General features: G+C 73.5%; 16 protein-coding genes. 9 read left to right on the forward strand and 7 right to left on the reverse strand.

Annotated elements, in window-relative coordinates; all coding sequences use genetic code 11:
* The first annotated feature begins 108 nt into the window (after nt 1-108).
* Nucleotides 109-2541 carry an endopeptidase La gene (lon, locus tag ACH4PY_RS18325; RefSeq protein WP_398183131.1) on the forward strand — a complete coding sequence of 811 codons (2433 nt, stop codon included), beginning with the start codon at nt 109-111 and terminating at the stop codon, nt 2539-2541.
* Nucleotides 2542-2620: 79 nt separating this feature from the next.
* Here lon and ACH4PY_RS18330 read toward each other — a convergent pair whose 3' ends face one another.
* Nucleotides 2621-3487, reverse strand: coding sequence for a lysozyme (locus tag ACH4PY_RS18330; RefSeq protein WP_398183134.1), 867 nt, complete (start codon nt 3485-3487; stop codon nt 2621-2623).
* 152 nt (nt 3488-3639) lie between these two features.
* Here ACH4PY_RS18330 and ACH4PY_RS18335 point away from each other — a divergent pair, with 152 nt between their 5' ends.
* Nucleotides 3640-4122, forward strand: coding sequence for a MarR family winged helix-turn-helix transcriptional regulator (locus ACH4PY_RS18335; RefSeq protein ID WP_398183137.1), 483 nt, complete (start codon nt 3640-3642; stop codon nt 4120-4122).
* 39 nt (nt 4123-4161) lie between these two features.
* On the opposite strand, the gene ACH4PY_RS18340 is transcribed toward ACH4PY_RS18335, so the two are convergent.
* Nucleotides 4162-4932 (reverse strand): hypothetical protein, encoded by a 771-nt coding sequence (locus ACH4PY_RS18340; protein ID WP_398183140.1) that lies wholly within the window; start codon nt 4930-4932, stop codon nt 4162-4164.
* Nucleotides 4933-5413: 481 nt separating this feature from the next.
* On the opposite strand from ACH4PY_RS18340, the gene ACH4PY_RS18345 reads away from it, so the two are divergent.
* Genes ACH4PY_RS18345 through ACH4PY_RS18360 form a run of 4 tightly spaced genes read left to right on the forward strand, consistent with a single transcriptional unit; the run spans nt 5414 to nt 9462 of the window.
* Nucleotides 5414-8041 carry a nitrate- and nitrite sensing domain-containing protein gene (locus ACH4PY_RS18345; protein ID WP_398183144.1) on the forward strand — a complete coding sequence of 876 codons (2628 nt, stop codon included), beginning with the start codon at nt 5414-5416 and terminating at the stop codon, nt 8039-8041.
* A 14-nt stretch (nt 8042-8055) separates the two neighbouring features.
* On the forward strand, nt 8056-8538 hold the full coding sequence (locus tag ACH4PY_RS18350) for a roadblock/LC7 domain-containing protein (protein WP_398183437.1): 483 nt from the start codon (nt 8056-8058) through the stop codon (nt 8536-8538).
* Nucleotides 8538-8873, forward strand: a complete 336-nt coding sequence (locus tag ACH4PY_RS18355; RefSeq protein ID WP_398183147.1) for a hypothetical protein — start codon at nt 8538-8540, stop codon at nt 8871-8873. Before ACH4PY_RS18350 ends, ACH4PY_RS18355 begins: the two co-directional genes overlap by 1 nt.
* The gene (locus tag ACH4PY_RS18360) at nt 8854-9462 is read left to right on the forward strand and encodes a GTP-binding protein (protein WP_398183151.1); all 609 of its coding nucleotides are present in this window, start codon (nt 8854-8856) and stop codon (nt 9460-9462) included. Before ACH4PY_RS18355 ends, ACH4PY_RS18360 begins: the two co-directional genes overlap by 20 nt.
* Before the next feature lie 22 nt (nt 9463-9484).
* Here ACH4PY_RS18360 and ACH4PY_RS18365 read toward each other — a convergent pair whose 3' ends face one another.
* The 3 genes from ACH4PY_RS18365 to ACH4PY_RS18375 form a co-directional block, all read right to left on the reverse strand.
* Nucleotides 9485-10846 (reverse strand): NlpC/P60 family protein, encoded by a 1362-nt coding sequence (locus tag ACH4PY_RS18365; RefSeq protein ID WP_398183154.1) that lies wholly within the window; start codon nt 10844-10846, stop codon nt 9485-9487.
* 284 nt (nt 10847-11130) lie between these two features.
* The gene (locus ACH4PY_RS18370; protein WP_398183157.1) at nt 11131-12771 is read right to left on the reverse strand and encodes a chitinase; all 1641 of its coding nucleotides are present in this window, start codon (nt 12769-12771) and stop codon (nt 11131-11133) included.
* Nucleotides 12772-12895: 124 nt separating this feature from the next.
* Nucleotides 12896-13135 carry a hypothetical protein gene (locus ACH4PY_RS18375; protein WP_398183160.1) on the reverse strand — a complete coding sequence of 80 codons (240 nt, stop codon included), beginning with the start codon at nt 13133-13135 and terminating at the stop codon, nt 12896-12898.
* A gap of 82 nt (nt 13136-13217) precedes the next feature.
* Here ACH4PY_RS18375 and ACH4PY_RS18380 point away from each other — a divergent pair, with 82 nt between their 5' ends.
* Nucleotides 13218-13916 carry a TetR/AcrR family transcriptional regulator gene (locus ACH4PY_RS18380; RefSeq protein WP_398183440.1) on the forward strand — a complete coding sequence of 233 codons (699 nt, stop codon included), beginning with the start codon at nt 13218-13220 and terminating at the stop codon, nt 13914-13916.
* Nucleotides 13917-13937: 21 nt separating this feature from the next.
* On the opposite strand, the gene ACH4PY_RS18385 is transcribed toward ACH4PY_RS18380, so the two are convergent.
* The gene (locus ACH4PY_RS18385) at nt 13938-14825 is read right to left on the reverse strand and encodes a LysR substrate-binding domain-containing protein (RefSeq protein ID WP_398183163.1); all 888 of its coding nucleotides are present in this window, start codon (nt 14823-14825) and stop codon (nt 13938-13940) included.
* Nucleotides 14826-14973: 148 nt separating this feature from the next.
* Between ACH4PY_RS18385 and ACH4PY_RS18390 the strand changes: the two genes are divergently transcribed.
* Both ACH4PY_RS18390 and ACH4PY_RS18395 read left to right on the forward strand, forming a co-directional pair.
* Nucleotides 14974-15435, forward strand: a complete 462-nt coding sequence (locus ACH4PY_RS18390) for a carboxymuconolactone decarboxylase family protein (protein WP_398183166.1) — start codon at nt 14974-14976, stop codon at nt 15433-15435.
* A 3-nt stretch (nt 15436-15438) separates the two neighbouring features.
* The gene (locus ACH4PY_RS18395) at nt 15439-16083 is read left to right on the forward strand and encodes a hemerythrin domain-containing protein (protein WP_398183169.1); all 645 of its coding nucleotides are present in this window, start codon (nt 15439-15441) and stop codon (nt 16081-16083) included.
* Nucleotides 16084-16154: 71 nt separating this feature from the next.
* Here ACH4PY_RS18395 and ACH4PY_RS18400 read toward each other — a convergent pair whose 3' ends face one another.
* The gene (locus tag ACH4PY_RS18400; protein WP_398183172.1) at nt 16155-17057 is read right to left on the reverse strand and encodes a diiron oxygenase; all 903 of its coding nucleotides are present in this window, start codon (nt 17055-17057) and stop codon (nt 16155-16157) included.
* Nucleotides 17058-17066: the final 9 nt, after the last annotated feature.

Consider the following 17066-nt stretch of genomic DNA (forward strand, 5'->3'; position numbering starts at 1 on the left):
ACCCGCCCGGCGCAGCTGATCGCCGAGAGCGAACACGTTCCCGGGAACACCGGGGACCCTCCGTGCATTGAGCCTCATGTACTCAACTTGCTTGCCCGAGGAGCGATCATGCCGATTGAGTCTGTTCCTTCCAACCCCGCCGGTTCGACGCTGACGCTGCCGGTCCTCCCGCTGGACGGCGAGGTCGTGCTGCCCGGCATGGTCGTGCCGCTCGACCTCACCGATTCCGAGGTCCGTGCCGCCGTGGAGGCGGCGCAGTCCGCGCACCGGACGGGGGCGGCGGGCAAGCCGCGCGTCCTGCTGGTGCCGCGCATCGACGGCACGTACGCGGGCGTCGGGACGCTGGGCACCGTGGAGCAGGTCGGTCGCCTGTCCGACGGCGACCCGGGCGCGGTCATCAAGGGCCGTACCCGGGTGCGGATCGGCGCGGGGACGACCGGGCCGGGTGCCGCGCTGTGGGTCGAGGGCACGGTCATCGAGGAGCCGGTGCCCGCCGAGTCGCCGGGCACGGTGGCCGAACTGATGAAGGAGTACAAGGCGCTGGCCACGAGCTGGCTGCGCAAGCGGGGCGCCTGGCAGGTGGTGGACCGCGTCCAGCAGATCGAGGACGTGGGCCAGCTCGCCGACAACTCCGGCTACAGCCCCTTCCTGACCGCCGAGCAGCGCGTGGAGCTGCTGGAGACGGTGGATCCGGTGGCGCGGCTGAAGCTCGCCGTGCAGTGGCTGCGCGACCACCTGGCCGAGCAGGACGTCGCGGAGACGATCCGCAAGGACGTCCAGGAGGGCATGGAGAAGCAGCAGCGCGAGTTCCTGCTGCGCCAGCAGCTGGAGGCGGTGCGCAAGGAGCTGTCCGAGCTGAACGGTGAGCCGGACGACGAGGCCGGTGACTACCGGGCCCGCGTCGAGGCCGCCGACCTGCCGGACAACGTGCGCGAGGCCGCGCTGAAGGAGGTCGAGAAGCTGGAGCGGTCCTCCGACGCCTCGCCCGAGGGCAGCTGGATCCGCACCTGGCTGGACACCGTCCTGGAACTGCCGTGGAAGGTCACGACGGAGGACACGTACGACGTCGCGGGCGCGCGGGCGGTGCTGGACGCCGACCACGCGGGGCTGGACGACGTCAAGGAGCGCATCACCGAATACCTCGCGGTGCGCAAGCGCCGGGCCGACCGGGGCCTGGGCGTCGTGGGCGGCCGCCGCGGCGGCGCGGTGCTGGCCCTGGTGGGCCCGCCCGGGGTGGGCAAGACCTCGCTCGGCGAGTCCGTGGCGCGGGCGATGGGCCGCGAGTTCGTCCGGGTCGCGCTCGGCGGTGTCCGTGACGAGGCGGAGATCCGCGGCCACCGCCGTACGTACGTGGGCGCGCTGCCCGGCCGTGTGGTGCGGGCGATCAAGGAGGCCGGGTCGATGAACCCGGTGGTGCTGCTCGACGAGATCGACAAGGTCGGCTCCGACTACCGCGGCGACCCGGCCGCGGCGCTGCTGGAGGTGCTGGACCCGGCGCAGAACCACACCTTCCGCGACCACTACCTGGAAGTCGAGCTGGACCTGTCCGACGTGGTCTTCCTGGCCACCGCGAACGTCCTGGAGGCCATCCCCGAGCCGCTGCTGGACCGGATGGAGCTGGTGCGGCTGGACGGCTACACCGAGGACGAGAAGGTCGTCATCGCCCGCGACCACCTGCTGCCCCGGCAGCTGGAGCGCGCGGGTCTGGACGCCGAGGAGGTGACCCTCGCGGAGGAGAGCCTGCGCAGGCTCGCCGGCGAGTACACCCGCGAGGCCGGGGTGCGGAACCTGGAGCGTACGGTCGCCCGCATCCTGCGGAAGATCGCCGCGCGGCACGAGCTGGGCGAGCAGGAGCTGCCGTACACGGTCGGCCCGGACGACCTGCGCGGCCTGATCGGGCGCCCGCACCACGTGCCGGAGTCCGCGCAGGATCCGCAGGAGCGGCGTACCGCGGTGCCGGGTGTCGCGACGGGCCTGGCCGTCACGGGCGCGGGCGGTGACGTGCTCTACATCGAGGCGTCGCTCGCCGACCCGGAGACGGGCGGGTCCGGGCTGCAGCTCACCGGCCAGCTGGGCGACGTCATGAAGGAGTCGGCGCAGATCGCGCTGTCCTTCCTGCGCTCGCACGGCGCCGAGCTGGAGCTGCCGGTCGGCGACCTGAAGGACCGCGGGGTGCACCTGCACGTCCCCGCGGGAGCGGTGCCCAAGGACGGCCCGAGCGCCGGTGTGACGATGACGACCGCGCTGGCCTCGCTGCTGTCCGGCCGCCGGGTGCGGACGGACGTGGCCATGACCGGCGAGGTGTCGCTGACCGGCCGGGTGCTGCCGATCGGCGGGGTCAAGCAGAAGCTGCTCGCCGCGCACCGCGCCGGGATCACCACCGTGGTGATCCCCAAGCGCAACGAGCCCGACCTGGACGACGTGCCGGCCGAGATCCTGGAGGCCCTGGACGTCCACCCGGTCGGCGACGTCCGGCAGGTGCTGGCCCTCGCCCTGGAGCCGGCCGCCGCGGACGTCCGCACGGTGCCCGTGGCCGCCTGACGGCGGGTGACGGCGTGTGACGGCCGTGTGGCCCCTTCCCCGCGCGGGGAAGGGGCCACACGGCCGTGCGCGGCCGGGCTCAGCCCTTGGCGTACGCCTTCACGCGGTCCAGTGCGCCGTTGAACTTGTTCTGGTCGCCGGGGAAGGTGCCGGTGTCGGCCCACTGCCAGAAGGTCTGGTAGCTCCACCCGGCCGGGAGCGTGCCGATGGTGCCGGAGTAGCGGGCGACCCACAGGGCGTTGTGCGCCGCGAAGGCGCCGCTGTTGCCCGTGCAGGTGGTCCACCAGCTGGTGGACGTGTAGATCGTCGGGTAGCGGCCCGTCTTGGCGTGGTACTCGTTCGAGAACGACTGGATCCAGCTCACCATGCCGCTCGCGGACTTCCCGTAGCAGCTGGCGCCGTACGGGTTGTACTCCATGTCCAGCGCGCCGGGCAGCGTCTTGCCGTCCGCCGACCAGCCGCCGCCGTGCGCCACGAACCAGTCGGCCTGCGCCGCGCCGCTCGACACGTCGGGCAGCGCGAAGTGGTAGGAGCCGCGGATCATGCCGACGTTGTACGAGCCGTTGTACTGCTGCGCGAAGTACGGGTTGGTGTACGAGGTGCCCTCGGTCGCCTTGACGTACGCGAACTTCGCGCCCTTGGACCAGGCGCCCGACCAGTTGACGTCGCCCTGGTGGCTGGAGACGTCCATGCCCGGGGTCTGGGTGACCTTGGAGGCGGACACGACCTTGGAGTCGCCCGCGGCGTCGGCGCCCTCGTGGATCTTGATCTGCGAGCCCAGCCAGTCCAGGTCCGGGTGGGTCATGTGGTCGGAACTCGCCGCGTGGGCCGTCCCGGGGGCGGCGAGAACCAGCGCGGACATGGTGGCGAGGAGTCCGGTGAACAGCGTGAGCCTGGCCCGGACCGAGCCGTTGCCGTGCATGACGGAGAGATCTCCGCGGGACATGCGTGCCTCCAGGTGGGGGACTCGTACGTGCGGCGCTACGCGCGGGGAAGGGGTCCTGTGACCGTCGTCGGTCTACTCCTGCGAAATACTTGACGGGCTGCGGAAACAACCGGGTGTGAGGACAACTCTCAGGCGTGGAAAGCGGGAATGCTGTGACCGACGCGCGCAATGCGGCAGATGCGGCAGATGCGACGGGAACGGACGCGTCGACGGAGGCCCTCGAACGCGAGCTGACCGTCCTCTTCCGGCGGGCCCGCGCGGCCTCGGGCGAGCTGGCCGCCGCCGTCCACCCCGACCTCGAACCCGCCGCGTACGGGCTGCTCGTCCGGCTGCACGAAGCGGAACCCGAACGGGCCACCGACCTCGCCTCCTACTTCGGGGTCGGCAAGGCGACGATGAGCAGGCAGCTGCGGGCACTTGAGGCGCTGGGGCTCGTCGCCCGCGAGCCCGATCCCGCCGACGGGCGCGCCTACCTGATGAGCCTCACCCCGGAGGGCCGGGCCCGCTTCACCCGTGTCCGCGACGCCCGCCGCGCGGTGTACCTCCGGCAGCTCGCGGCATGGGCCCCGTCCGACCGCGCGGACCTCGCCCGCCTCCTGCACGCCCTGAACGAATCCACGGCGGACATCCTCTGAGCGGTCCCCCATCCGGGGGAGACCACCTCCGCGGGAAGCTCAGAGCTCGAGCAGCAGCGCCGTCGCGTCGTCGAACGGCTTGCCGCGCGGGACGGCGGTGCCGTCGGCGTCCGCGGACTCGGCGGCGCGCACGCGGGCGAGGAGGCCTTCGGGGCCGCGGTCGCGCAGCAGGGCGAAGGTTCCCGCCCAGTCGTCGAGGTCGAAGACCTCGACCCCCCGCGCGGCCCCGTCGCTGAGCGCGGCCAGCGCCCGCAGCGCGGAGAGCGGTGTGCGCCCGGTCACCGCCTTCCCGGCGACGGCCGGATCCGCGGCGGCGGTGTAGAAGCCCCCCGGCAGGTTCCGCAGCGGGGCGACCCGGCGGCCCGCGGCGCGGAGCCGGTCGATGCGGTCGTCGAGGACGGCGGTCACCTTGCCGTCGGCGTCCTCCAGGAGCAGGACCGAGTCCGAGAGGACGAGGTGCTCCAGCTCGGTGGCGTCCCACCGCACCGCCACGACGGTGGCTTGCGGCGTCAGAGGGTGAGAAAGGTCACACGTGCCCCGGTGGGCATCCGCCGTCACGCGGATGGCGTCGGACAGACACTCCGCAAGCGTCAGATCGTGTCGCGAAACGGACAGTTCCAGCAGGTGGCCGCCGAGGCGGGCGGTGAACCAGGGGACGGAGTGCACGCAGTTTCCGTTGTCGGGCGGCGGAGTGACCCCGTCCAGTAGCACCATTGCCCCGCCGTGGCCCCCGGCGGGCATCGCGGCCGCCACGAAATCCTCGTTAAGCGCCCCGGGTGTTCCCGGCGCGGTCGCCGTCTCGATTCGCATGTCGTCCAGTGTGCGCGACGCGTGAGCGCCGCCCCCGGCAGGGCGCGGGTGTCGGCCCGGTGTGCCCGGCAGGCAAACCGCGGCGGGGTGTCGCCCCGCGGGCGCCGGGCCCGTAGCGGCCGCGGTGACACCGGAGCGTGCCCGGCAGGCAAACCGTCCGGCGGCGGGCCGGAAGCGGAAGCGGCGGACGCGGCGGCGGACGGGCCGTCAGGACCTGGCAGGGGAGGGCATCCTGGCAGAGACGGGGTCCGGCGCGCCAGTACGGCCGGGGTACGGGTGGGGCTGGTGGGCAACTCGGGGCGTGTGCCGGGTTGTCCGCCGCGACACCCGTGCGATTCACTCGTTCGGGTGTCCGGAGGAGGGAGGCGTGGCTCCCCTCCTGGCGGGACTGCAAGGGTCGGATCAGCCCCTGCATATTCCCTGGGGAATCCCCCGCCGGCGATACGTGATTGCGAGCCCCGAAGTGCGTAGACGACGTCAAGTGCGTGAACGGCGGGTCAGGCAGCGCATGCTCGCCGCCCTGCTGGTGTGCGCGGGCACGGTGCTGGCCGCCGCGGCGCCCGGGGTCGCCCTCGGCGTCGGCGACCTGACGTCGGCGCAGGACGGGGCGGCCGCCGCCCGACTCGCGCAGCGCACCACCGTGCTCGCCCAGGACCTCGGGGACGAGCGGGACGACGTGGCATCCCTCGTCGCCGCGGGCCGGCCCGGTGCCGCCGTGCCCGCGCAGGACGGCACCCGCACCGACCGCCAGGTGCGGGACGTGCTCGGCGCGGGACCGGACAGGGAGCTGCGGGCCGCGCTCGGCACGCTGCCCGGGGTGCGCCGTGCCGCCCTGGGCGCGGCGGGCGGCGGGGCGGGCGTACAGGCGGTCGTGACGGCCTACCAGCCGCTGCTGGACGCCCTCGCCCGCCGGGCGGCGGATCCGGCCGCCGCCGCCCTCACCCGCGCCGCGGACGCGGCCGCCGTGCAGCGCGGGCTGCTCACGGGCGCCCTCGGCGCGGGCGGCGGGCAGCCCGAGCTGGTGGCCGCCGCGCAGGCCGCCCGGCTCCAGGAACGCGCCGCCGTCGCCGACTTCCGGGCCGCCGCGGACGGTGCGCTGCGCGACCGCTACGACAGCACCGTGACCGGCCCGGACGCCGCGCGCGCCGACAAGGACACCACCGCGCTGCTGGACTCCGCCGAACTCACCGGCTCGGACCGGGCGATGGGCGCCGAGCGGGTCCGGGGGGACCTCACCGCCCGGCTCGCGCTGATCCGCAGCGTCGAGGCGTCGGCGGCCACCGACCGGGCCGCCGCGGCAGCCGCCCACCGCGACCACACGGTCACCGTGCTGGAACTGCGGATCGCCCTCGCCGCCGGGTGCCTGCTGCTCCTCGCCGGAGTGCTCGTCGCCCTCTTCCGCAGCCTGACCCGGCCGCTCGCGGCCCTGCACGTGTGGGCCCGCTCCGAGGCCGCGAGCGGGCGCGGAGCGCAGATCGTCGGGCAGGACGAGTTCGCCGCCGTGGCCCGCCGCGCCAACGCCCTCACGCACGAGGCGCAGGCGCTGCGCGCCCGTACCGCCGACCTCGGCAACGAGCTGACGGCGCAGCGCGGCACCACGCAGAGCACGCGCGGCGCGCTGGCCGGCGCGGTCGCGGAGAAGGACGCCCTGCGCCGCGCCCACGACGAGATGGTCGCCCATGTCGCCGATCTGGACCGCGAGCTGACGGCCGCGGCGACCCGGGACGCCGCGCACATGTCCCATGTCAGCCTCTCCCTGCGCACCTTGGGCCTGGTGGAGCGCCAACTGGCCCTCATCGAGAGCATGGAGGAGCAGGAGCAGGATCCGGACCGGCTCGGCACGCTCTTCCAGCTCGACCACCTCGCGACGCGGATGCGCCGCAACAGCGAGACGCTGCTCGTGCTCGGCGGCACCGAGCACAGCCACGGCGCCACCGCGAGCCCCGTGCCGCTCATCGACGTCGTACGCGGTGCGATCTCGGAGATCGAGCGCTACGAGCGGGTCCGCATCCAGGTACTGCCCGGTGCGCGGGTCGCGGGCCGGGCGGCGGACGACGTGGCCCACCTGGTCGCCGAACTCCTGGACAACGCCACCGGTTTCTCCGCGCCCGAGACCGAAGTGCTGCTGTCCGGGCGGGTGCTGGAGTCCGGTGAGGTCGCGGTCGCGGTCGAGGACGCCGGGATCGGCGTGCCCGCGGAGCGCCTCGCCGAGCTGAACGCGCTGCTCGCCGACCCCGATCCGGCGCCGCCCGGCGCGGTGGCCGGCATGGGCCTGTACGTGGTGTCGCGGCTGGCCCGCAGGCACGGCGTCCAGGTGCGGCTGCACGCGCTGCCGTCGGGCGGCACGCAGGCCGTGGTGCTGCTGCCGGGCCTGATCGTCCCGCCGGTCGGCCCGGACGAGGCGCCCTTCGTGCCGCTGGAGACCGCCGTCACCGGCTTCAGCGGCGGCGACCCCCGCCGCCACCCGTCCCCGCACCCGCACACCCCGTCCCCGCACGCCCCTTTCCCGTCCCCGTACGTCCCGGCGCCGCAGCCGTACGCCCCGCACACCGCCGTGCCGCAGCCGTACGCCCCGCAGGCCCCGGCCCCCTACGTCCCGGCCCAAGTGCCGCACCCGGACGGTCCGTTCACCGCGTCACCCGGTGAGCCGCCCGCCCCCTACCCGGGCCGCCCCGAGGCCGTACCCGGGCACCCCGCGCCCGCCGGGCCGCCGACCCCCGCGCACGGCACGCCCCTCGCGGCGCGCCCCACGCCCCCTCCGGCGGCCCCTGCCGCCCCGCAGACGGCCTCGCCCGAGCACGCGCAGGCCGCGGGCCCCGCGGCGCCGATAACCGGCCCGCACGGGCTTCCGCAGCGCGTGCCGCGCGGCGCGGGCGGGGCGGTGCGGCCGGTGGCCGCGCCGCCCGCGGCTCCGGTCGACGCGGACCAACTGCGGCGCAGGCTCGCCGGGTTGCAGCGCGGGCTGCAGGCCGGGCGGGCCGACGCCGTACGCGAGGCCGACGCCGCGCGTGAGCGCGGCGCGGCGCCCGGCGGGGAGCCGCGGCAGGGGCCGCGGACGCAGCAGGGGCACACCGACACCGCAGGATCCGTTGAGGAGGCGACCCGTTGAGCGTGGTCGACACGATGACCGGGGCGATCAGCCATGAGGCCCGCAACTTCCGGTGGCTGCTGCGCAACCTGGTCCATGAGGTGCACGGCATCCGCTCGGTCGCGGTGGTGTCCTCGGACGGCCTGCTGCTGTGCGGCTCCGAGCCGGACGGCGAGGGGCCGGGCCCGGACGACACCCCGCCCGCGCACCCGGGCCTGGCCGGCAGCGGCCGGATGGACCTGGCCGCGGTGGTGTCCGGGCTCGCCTCGCTCACCGTGGGCGCCGCGCAGCTCATGGACGGCGGGCGGGTCCGGCAGACCACCGTGGCGATGTCCGGCGGGGTGCTGATCGTGATGTCGATCAGCGACGGCTCGCTGCTCGGCGCGCACGCCACCGCCGACTGCGATCTGAGCGTCGTGGCCTACGAGATGGCGCTGTTCGTCGGCCGCGCCGGCCACGTCCTGACACCCGCGCTGCGCAGCGAGCTGCGCCAGTCGGGCGGCGGGGGCGCGCGCTGATGGCGGCGGCCGCCTGGGGGCCGCCCCCGCTGTCGTACGTACCGCCGCGGCAGCCGTACGGCCCGCTGTCGTACGTACCGCCGCAGCAGCCGTACGTTCCGCTGCCGCGCCGCACACCGCACCTCGCCCGGACGGAACGCGCCGACCGCAGGTCACACAGGGTGCGCCCGTACGCTCTGACGGGCCGCCGGGCGCTCGCCGGCAATGCCGGGGGCCCGATGCTCGGCGATCTCGCCGGGCAGGGAAGAATTCGCGTGTACGGTACCGGTCACGGGTCCGTACGCCCCGACCGCGCGCTGCTCGAAAGGGTGCTCAGTGGACTACGCAGGCTCTGACCGCCAGAACGGCCTGCACGCCTGGCCGGTTGAGCGTGACCGCGCGCCGGTCTCCACCAAGATCGTGGTGGCCGGCGGCTTCGGCGTGGGCAAGACCACCTTCGTGGGAGCGGTGTCGGAGATCACCCCGCTGACCACCGAGGCGGTGATGACGCAGGCCAGCGAGGGACTGGACGACCTGGGCGCGACACCCGACAAGGTCACCACGACCGTCGCGATGGACTTCGGCCGCATCACGCTGGAGGAGGACCTCGTCCTCTACGTCTTCGGCACCCCCGGCCAGCAGCGCTTCTGGTTCATGTGGGACGACCTGGTGCGCGGCGCGATAGGCGCGATCGTGCTCGCCGACACCCGCAGGCTCGCCGACTGCTTCCCGGCGCTCGACTACTTCGACGGCACGGGCCTGCCCTACACCGTCGCCGTCAACCAGTTCGAGGGCACGTACGCCTACACCTCTGAGGACGTGCGCGAGGCGCTCGCCGTGCCGTCGCACATCCCGGTGCAGATCATCGACGCGCGCGAGCGCCGTTCCGTCGTGGACGCGCTGCTGTCCCTCGTCACGCACGCGCTGGCCGACCAGCCGCTCTAGCGGCGGGGCCGCTGCCGCCCCGTCACTTCCGGAGCGTCGCCGCGGACTTGCCCGCCGGTGTGCCCTTGCCGGAGGCCGGGGCCTTCCCGGGCGCGGTGGACGCTGCGGACTTCGCAGTCTTCGCGGTCTTCGCCGCCGCGGGCACCTTCACCGCGGGCACCTTGCGCGGCTTGTAGTGCGCGAGCGGCTGCGCGCCCATGTCGGGGCGGACGGCGCCGAGGACCGGGTTGGCGCCGATCGGCGAGATCTTCACGTACGAGCCGGTGTGCGGGGCCTGCACGACCAGGCCGTTGCCGATGTACAGGGCCACATGGGTGGCCTTCGGGAAGTAGACGACCAGGTCGCCCGGCCGCAGCAGCGACAGCGGCACGCGCGGCAGCTTCGCCCACTGCTCCTCCGCGGTGCGCGGGATCGGCACGCCCGCGTGCCCCCACGCCTGCGAGGTCAGGCCCGAGCAGTCGTAGGAGTCCGGGCCCACCGCGCCCCACACGTAGGGCTTGCCGAGCTGCGCGAAGGCGTACGCGATGGCGGCGTCGCCCTTCGCGGAGGGGGCGCGTACGGCCGCGTCCCGGCCCAGCGGCTTGGAGTCCATGAACTCCTGCTGCGCCTTGTCCGCGCCCTGCTGCTCCAGCGCCTCCAGCTCGCTGATCTGGACGCCGCTGAGCCCGGCGAGCAGCGACTCGACCTGCCGCAGGTTCGTCTCGATCTCGGTCTTCTTCGCCGCCTGCGTGTTCTGCGCGGTCTGGGCGGCGTCCAGGGCCTTCTGCGCCTGCGCGTTGAGCCCGGTCAGCCGGTCCTGCTCGGCGGTGAGGCTGTCGACCGCCGCCTGCTGGGTTTCGACCGTGTGCTGCGCGAGGTGCAGGTTGCCGAAGAAGTCCTGCGGATCCTCGCCGCCCAGCATGGCGATGTACGGCGACAGGCCGCCGGTGCGGTAGAGCTGCCGGGCCAGCAGGCCGACCTGGTCCTTGCCGGCGGCGACCTTGGCGCGGGCGGTCGCGAGCTGCCCGTCCAGCGCGCGGGCCTTGGTGCGCTGCTGGTCGGCGGTGACCTTGGCCTGGTTGTACGACTCGGTGGCCGCCTCGGACTGCTGGTAGAGCGTCTGCAACTGCGTCAGGAGCTGCGGCAGCGAGTCGGGGTCGGCGGTGGCGCCGGGTGTGGGCAGCGAGCCCAGGGTGGCCGTCGGCGTGGTCGGGGGAGTGGTGGCGGGCGGTGCCGGCGGCGGTTCGTACGGGCGGGCGGACGCGGACTGCCCCGCGTTCAGCGACAGCGCCGCCGTCGCGAGCAGCGCGCTGCACACAGCCGCCGAGCGCTGCCAGGACCTGGTGTTGCGAGCCACCGGCATGTACGTGTCCTCCCACATGACGAGCCGTTGTGAGCGTGTCATAGGTTGTCATATCTTCGACTGCCGGAACGTGTCATTCCGCTCCGGGGAGTCGCCCGGTTCGCAGGACTGCCTCATCGCTTGCCCCATGTCTTCCACGAGCCTCCCCGCGCGCGCGGTTCCGTACCCGCAGCGACACACCGGGGAGCCGCAAAACGTTCGAACCCGTGTCCACGGCGGCGGGGCGCCGGGGACACGGGCTCGGGGGAGGCGTGGGGGGATGGGGCGTACGGCCCGGTCACCGCCCTCGGGACCGGGCCGTACGCGTCTGGGGGGCTACCGCGGGGTCAGCCGAAGTAGCTGTCGAAGTTCTTGGAGAACTCCGCGTTGTTGAAGCGGTCCCAGTTGATCGACCAGGTCATGAGGCCGCGCAGGGCGGGCCACTGGCCGTGGGTGGTGTAGCCGCCGCAGCTGGTCTTCTTCGTCAGGCAGTCCAGCGCCTGGTCGACCGCGGCAGGGGCGGTGTACCCGTTGCCCGCGGTGGTGGAGGCGGGCAGGCCGATGGCCACCTGGGAGGGGGCGAGCGCCGGGAACATGTTGGCGGTGTTGCCGGCCACCGGGAAGCCGGTGAGCAGCATGTCCGTCATCGCGATGTGGAAGTCCGCGCCGCCCATGGTGTGGTACTGGTTGTCCAGGCCCATGATCGGCCCGGAGTTGTAGTCCTGGACGTGCAGCAGCGTCAGGTCGCCCCGCATCGCGTAGATCACCGGCAGGTACGCGCCCGCCCGCGGGTCCTGGCCGCCGAACGGGCCCGAGCCGTAGAACTGGTAGCCGAGCTGGACGAAGAAGGTCTCCGGCGCCATCGTCAGCACGAAGCCGCTGCCGTAGCGGGCCTTGAGGGTCTTCAGCGCCGAGATCAGGTTGACGATCACCGGGGTGGTGGGGTTCTTGAAGTCGGTGTCGCCGGTGTTGAGCGACAGCGAGTGGCCCTCGAAGTCGATGTCGATGCCGTCCAGGCCCCACTGGTCGACGATCGCGGCGACCGACGACACGAAGGCGTCCCGCGCGGCGGTCGTGGTGAGCTGGACCTCGCCGTTGGCGCCGCCGATCGACAGCAGCACCTTCTTGCCCGCGGCCTGCTTGGCCTTGATCGCCGCCTTGAAGTCGGCGTCCGACTCGACCGAGGGGCACTCGGCGACCGAGCAGCGGTTGAAGTGGATCTGCCCGGAGGTCGGCGAGGACGTCTCACCGAAGGCCAGGTCGATGATGTCCCAGCTGTCGGGCACGTCCGCGAGGCGGGTGTAGCCGGAGCCGTTGGCGAAGGTCTCGTGCAGGTAGCCGACGAGCGCGTGCGTCGGCAGGGTCCCGCCGCCCGGCGGTGTGGTCGGGGGAGTGGTGGGCGGGGTCGTCGGCGGCGTCGTGGGAGGCGTGGTGGGCGGGGTGGTCGGGGGCGTCGTCGGCGGGGTGGTGGGCGGGGTCGTGGTGCCGCCGCCGGGGCCCTGGAGCGAGATGTCGTCCGCGAAGTACGCGGGCTGCCCGTACCAGCCGTGCACGAAGACGCCGGCGCTGGTCTGCGTGGCCGCGGTGGTGAAGGACACGCTGAGCTGCGTGTAGCCGCTGGTGCCCGGCGTCCAGGTGCTCGTGCCGCCGTCCACCCCGAGGTAGACGTAGGAGCCGTTGACCTGCGCGGTCAGCGTGTACGTGGTGTTCGGGGCGACGCTCACGGTCTGCTTGCACTGGCCGGTGGCGGACGCGGAGGGCGTCGCCTTCAGCGCGTACGAGCCGCTGTGCGCCTGCCCGGTGACGGCGGAGGCGCCGGCGTCGCACGTCCAGCCGGTCAGGTTGCCGGACTCGAAGCCGCCGTTCGCCAGGAACTCCCCGGCGCTCGCGGACGGGGCGAGGGCGACCAGGCCGCCGACGGCCAGCGCCCCGGCCAGCGCGGCCGACGCCGCGGCCAGTGGTCTCTTCCTGCTGAGCGTGCTGAGCATGGGGGGATGCTCCTTCGCGGGTGCGGTGCGGGGGAGGGTGCGGTGCGGTGGTGCGTGGGCTCACCGCGCAGCAAACAGGTTTAGACCAATCGTGTCAATGGTCCGGACCAAATCCCCCGCGCCGTCAGCGTGGCCGCGACCAGGGCCACTTGGGGCCCGGCGCCCGCTTGCCCTCGGGGTCCCACCGGAAGACCCACGGCGTCCGGTTCTCCCCCTTCACCCCCGGGACGCGGTGGTACACGTACCGCTGCCCCTCCACCGGCACGACGTACTCCTTGGGCGGCTGCCCGGTCATCCCCACGACCACCTCGATGACCCGCCCGTCCAGCGGCCCCCCGACGAACTCCGTCTCCTCATGCCTCATGCGCCCACCCTGCCACGGGGTGCGCCACCCGAACGTCTTTCCGGGCCGGAGGCCATAAGGTGGGGCGGTGGCTTACCGGAGAATGGACGTCGAGGCCCGCCGTGCGCAGCTGCTCGCCGCCGCCGTCGACCTGTTCGGCCACCGGCGGCCGGAGGACGTCTCGATCGACGAGGTCGCCGCGGCCGCGGGCGTGTCCCGCCCGCTGGTCTACCGCTACTTCCCCGGCGGGAAGCAGCAGATCTACGAGGCCGCGGTGCTCGGCGCGGCCGACGAGCTGATCGGCCGGTTCGCGGTCGCCGCCGAGGGCCCGCCCACCGGGCGGCTGTCCGCCGCGCTCGACCGCTACCTCGCGTACGTCGAGGAGCACGCCCCGGCGTACGGCGCCCTGCTGGGCGGCGGCAGTGTGGCCGAAACCAGCCGTACGGACGCGATCGTGGACGGGGTGCGGCGCCGCGCCGCGGAGCAGGTGCTGCACCACCTCGGGGTGACCGAACCGGGCCCGCGGCTGGCGATGATGGTGCGCTCGTGGATCGCGTCGGTCGAGGCGGTGTCGCTGATGTGGATCGACGAGGGCCGCAAGCCGTCCCGCGTCGAGCTGCGCGACTGGCTCGTGGACCACTTCACCGGCCTGCTGCTGGTCACCGCGACGACCGACCCGCAGGCGGCCCGTGCGGCGGCCGAGGCGCTGCCGCAGGAGACGGGCGAGAGCCCGGCGGGCGTGCTGCTCGCCCGGCTCGGCGCCCTCGCGCCCGCCGCGGCGCACCTGTTCGACAAGGCGTGACGCGACCCTGCGCCGGGCGGGTCAGAACGCGAGGGCCCCGGCCGCGCCCACGGTGCCGGCGAGGGCGCGGATCGCGTCGTTCTCGGTCTCGGTGCGCCAGACCAGGGCGTACCGCAGGGCCGGCAGATCGGGCATCGGAAGGTAGCGGATGTTCCTCATGGCCCAGTAGCCGGAGACCAGGCTGGGGAACGGCATGACGATCTCGCCCATGCCGACGGCGTTGATCAGTTCGTCCGGCTGGGCCGTGAGGATGAGCCGTTCGACCTGCCGGCCGCGGGGTGTGCTGAACGGCAGCATGGCGTCCTCCCAGTAGTCCAGGTTGAGGGCGGCGCCGCCGACGGGGAAGTCGCCCAGCGACTCCGCCGGCGCCGAACTGCGCAGAGCCAGCGGGTGGTCCGCGGAGACCGCGAGGACGCGGTGGTCGGTGAGCAGGGTCGGTCCCACGGTCAGGTCCGGTTCGTCCACGGGCAGCCATGCCACGAGGGCGTCGAAGTCGCCCCGGCGGAGCTGGCCGAAGGGGTCCGCGTATCGCGCGACCCGGATCCGGAGTTCCCACCGGGGGTGCGCGGCGCGGAAGGCGTGCCAGTAGTGGTGCAGCCCGCGGACGTTGAACGGCATCATGCCCACCCGCAGCCGGGCCGTGACACCGCGGGCGGTCATGCGCGCGCGTTCCAGCGACTCGTGGAGGCCGATGTAGACCGGCTGGAGGTCCGCGTGGAGCTGCCGCCCCACCTCGGTGAGCCGGACCACCCGGCTCGTACGCGTGAACAGCGGCGCCCCGATGCGGCGCTCCTGCTTGCGGATGCAGTGGCTGACGAGGGCCGGCGAGATGCGCAGCCGTTCGGCCGTACGCCCGAAGTGCAGCTCCTCCGCCAGCGTCAGGAAGATCTCGATCTCCCGCAGTTCCATGGATCCCCCGATCCGTGAACGACGAATCACCCGGGGCGGTACGTGGTCAGGGCACCGGCCCACGGCATTCAATCATTCAACCACTTTGGTCGATCACCACTGGATCCGTCGTTGATCACCGAGGGGATCCGCGACGAGGCTGGCAGCCATGCAAGCACGTATGAAGAACCCGGCATTCGTCCTCCCCGACGCCATGAAGGGCATCGGGGCCATCTTCAAGGCCGTTGGCGCCGGCGGCGTTTCGCACGAGCTCCAGGAGCTCGTGGGGCTTCGGATCAGCCAGATCAACGGCTGCTCCGCCTGCGTTCACGCGCACCACCAGAACCTGCGCAAGGCCGGCGTGTCCGACGACCGTGTCGCGGCCGTGGCCGCCTGGCGCGAGGCGCCGTTCTTCGACGACGCCGAGCGCGCCGCCCTCGAACTCGCCGAGGTCGCCACCCGCCTGGCCGACCGCTCCGCCGACGCCGCGCCGGAAGAGCTGTGGGACCGGCTCACGTCGTTCTACGACGAGCGGCAGATGTCCGCGCTGATCCTGCTGATCGGCGTCACCAACATGTTCAACCGCATCAACGCCGTCGTGCACGAGCCCGCCGGCACCAACTGGAGCTGACCCATGGGCGACACCATCGACCTGACCGCGATGTACGCGATGCACGACGCGCTGCGCCGTGAACTGGCCCACCTGGACCGGATCACCACGCGTGCCGACCTCGACCCGGGCCCGGTCGTGGCGACCTGCGCGGGCTGGGAGTTGTTCAAGAAGGCGCTGCACGTCCACCACACCGCCGAGGACGACGCCCTGTGGCCGGTCCTCCGCAGCAACCTGGCAGGGCATGCCGAGGACCTGGCGCTGCTGGAGGCCATGGAAGCCGAACACGCCGCCATCGACCCGCTCATCGCGGCCGTCGACGCAGCGGCGCTGGACCCGGGCGCGGATTCCGGGCACCTCGGCGAACTCGTCGACGCCCTGACCGTCGGGCTGACCGGCCACCTCAAACACGAGGAGGACGCGGCGCTGCCGCTGATCCGGCGTGCGCTGACCCCCGGGCAGTGGGCGCACTTTGGGCAGACCCACGCCCAGCGCATCGGCCCCGACGCGCCGCGGCTGCTGCCGTGGCTGCTCGACGGCGCCGACGAGCAGACCACCGCGGTCGTGCTCGCGCCGCTGCCGGATCCGGCCCGCGGTGCCTACGCGGGCGCCTGGCTCCCGGCCTACGAGGCACTCGACCGCTGGGCCGCGGGCACCGCCGCGGCGTGAAAGCCCGTGGCCGCAACCCCGCCGGTTCGGAGGGCGGCGGGGTTGCGGCCACGGGGTGGCGGCAGGGGGGCTCAGGCCCGGACGGGTATGAGCCCCGAGGCCTTCCAGATGCGGCGGCTGGGGCCGCGGATGAGGCCGATCTCGTCGAAGAAGTCCATCAGCCGCTTCGCGGACTGCCGCATCACGTCCTGCCGGTGCGGGCTGGTGCGGGCGGCCGCGACGGCCTCCTTCACGTCGAGGCCGACCTCGGCGTAGACCTGCGGGCTGATGAGGGAGCGGGCGATGACCTTGGCGGCCTGCGCGGAGGTGAGGCGGGTGGCCTCGATCTCCCAGCGCGGGGCGGTGACCATCTGCCTGCGCAGCTCCTCGCGGGCGTAGCGGATGTGCCGCGCCTCCTCCACGACGTGGATGCGGGTGATGCCGCGGGTGAGGGTCTGGACGCGCTCGTCCGGGAAGGTCAGCCGCTGCATCCAGTCGAGGATCTCCTCGGCCAGCAGGGTGCCGGTGAAGGAACCGGGCGTGGTGGAGACGGTCTTGAGGACGCGCCCGAGCTGCTGGTCGAAGCGGCTCGGCCGGTAGGCGGGGGTGCCCAGCTTGGTCACCGCGCGGGCGAACATCTTGGAGTGCCGGCACTCGTCGGCGATCTCGGTGAGCGCGTAGCGGACGTGGCCGCTGGTCGGGTCGAGGTCGTAGGTGTGGCGCAGCAGCAGCTGCATGAGGATCGTCTCGAACCACACGCCGATCGAGCACAGCGACGCGGCCTCGTGTCGGCTCAGCTCCATCCGCTGCTCGTCGGTCATCCGGTGCCAGAGTGGGGTGTCGTAGAGCGAGAGCAACTCGGGCGGCCAGAACCAGCGGCCTTCCTCGAAGGGCGCGTCCCAGTCGAGTTCCGTGTCGGGATCGAAGGAGTGCTTCGCGGACGCCGCGAGCAGGCGTTCCGCGGTCTTCTCGCGGTCGGTCAGTGTGGCGTCCATGCCGAACAG

Origin of the sequence: Streptomyces sp. NPDC021224, from assembly GCF_044332905.1 — a bacterium.
Taxonomy (GTDB): domain Bacteria; phylum Actinomycetota; class Actinomycetes; order Streptomycetales; family Streptomycetaceae; genus Actinacidiphila.

What these genes read in the sequence shown, in the direction of transcription:
- ACH4PY_RS18365 (WP_398183154.1), bottom strand. Translation starts at nt 10,846, where the DNA reads ATGACACGCTCACAACGGCTCGTCATGTGGGAGGACACGTACATGCCG.
- ACH4PY_RS18330 (WP_398183134.1), bottom strand. Translation starts at nt 3,487, where the DNA reads ATGTCCCGCGGAGATCTCTCCGTCATGCACGGCAACGGCTCGGTCCGG.
- ACH4PY_RS18380 (WP_398183440.1), top strand. Translation starts at nt 13,218, where the DNA reads ATGGACGTCGAGGCCCGCCGTGCGCAGCTGCTCGCCGCCGCCGTCGAC.
- ACH4PY_RS18375 (WP_398183160.1), bottom strand. Translation starts at nt 13,135, where the DNA reads ATGAGGCATGAGGAGACGGAGTTCGTCGGGGGGCCGCTGGACGGGCGG.
- lon (WP_398183131.1), top strand. Translation starts at nt 109, where the DNA reads ATGCCGATTGAGTCTGTTCCTTCCAACCCCGCCGGTTCGACGCTGACG.
- ACH4PY_RS18355 (WP_398183147.1), top strand. Translation starts at nt 8,538, where the DNA reads ATGGCGGCGGCCGCCTGGGGGCCGCCCCCGCTGTCGTACGTACCGCCG.
- ACH4PY_RS18400 (WP_398183172.1), bottom strand. Translation starts at nt 17,057, where the DNA reads ATGGACGCCACACTGACCGACCGCGAGAAGACCGCGGAACGCCTGCTC.
- ACH4PY_RS18390 (WP_398183166.1), top strand. Translation starts at nt 14,974, where the DNA reads ATGCAAGCACGTATGAAGAACCCGGCATTCGTCCTCCCCGACGCCATG.
- ACH4PY_RS18340 (WP_398183140.1), bottom strand. Translation starts at nt 4,932, where the DNA reads ATGCGAATCGAGACGGCGACCGCGCCGGGAACACCCGGGGCGCTTAAC.
- ACH4PY_RS18385 (WP_398183163.1), bottom strand. Translation starts at nt 14,825, where the DNA reads ATGGAACTGCGGGAGATCGAGATCTTCCTGACGCTGGCGGAGGAGCTG.
- ACH4PY_RS18350 (WP_398183437.1), top strand. Translation starts at nt 8,056, where the DNA reads ATGACCGGGGCGATCAGCCATGAGGCCCGCAACTTCCGGTGGCTGCTG.
- ACH4PY_RS18395 (WP_398183169.1), top strand. Translation starts at nt 15,439, where the DNA reads ATGGGCGACACCATCGACCTGACCGCGATGTACGCGATGCACGACGCG.
- ACH4PY_RS18370 (WP_398183157.1), bottom strand. Translation starts at nt 12,771, where the DNA reads ATGCTCAGCACGCTCAGCAGGAAGAGACCACTGGCCGCGGCGTCGGCC.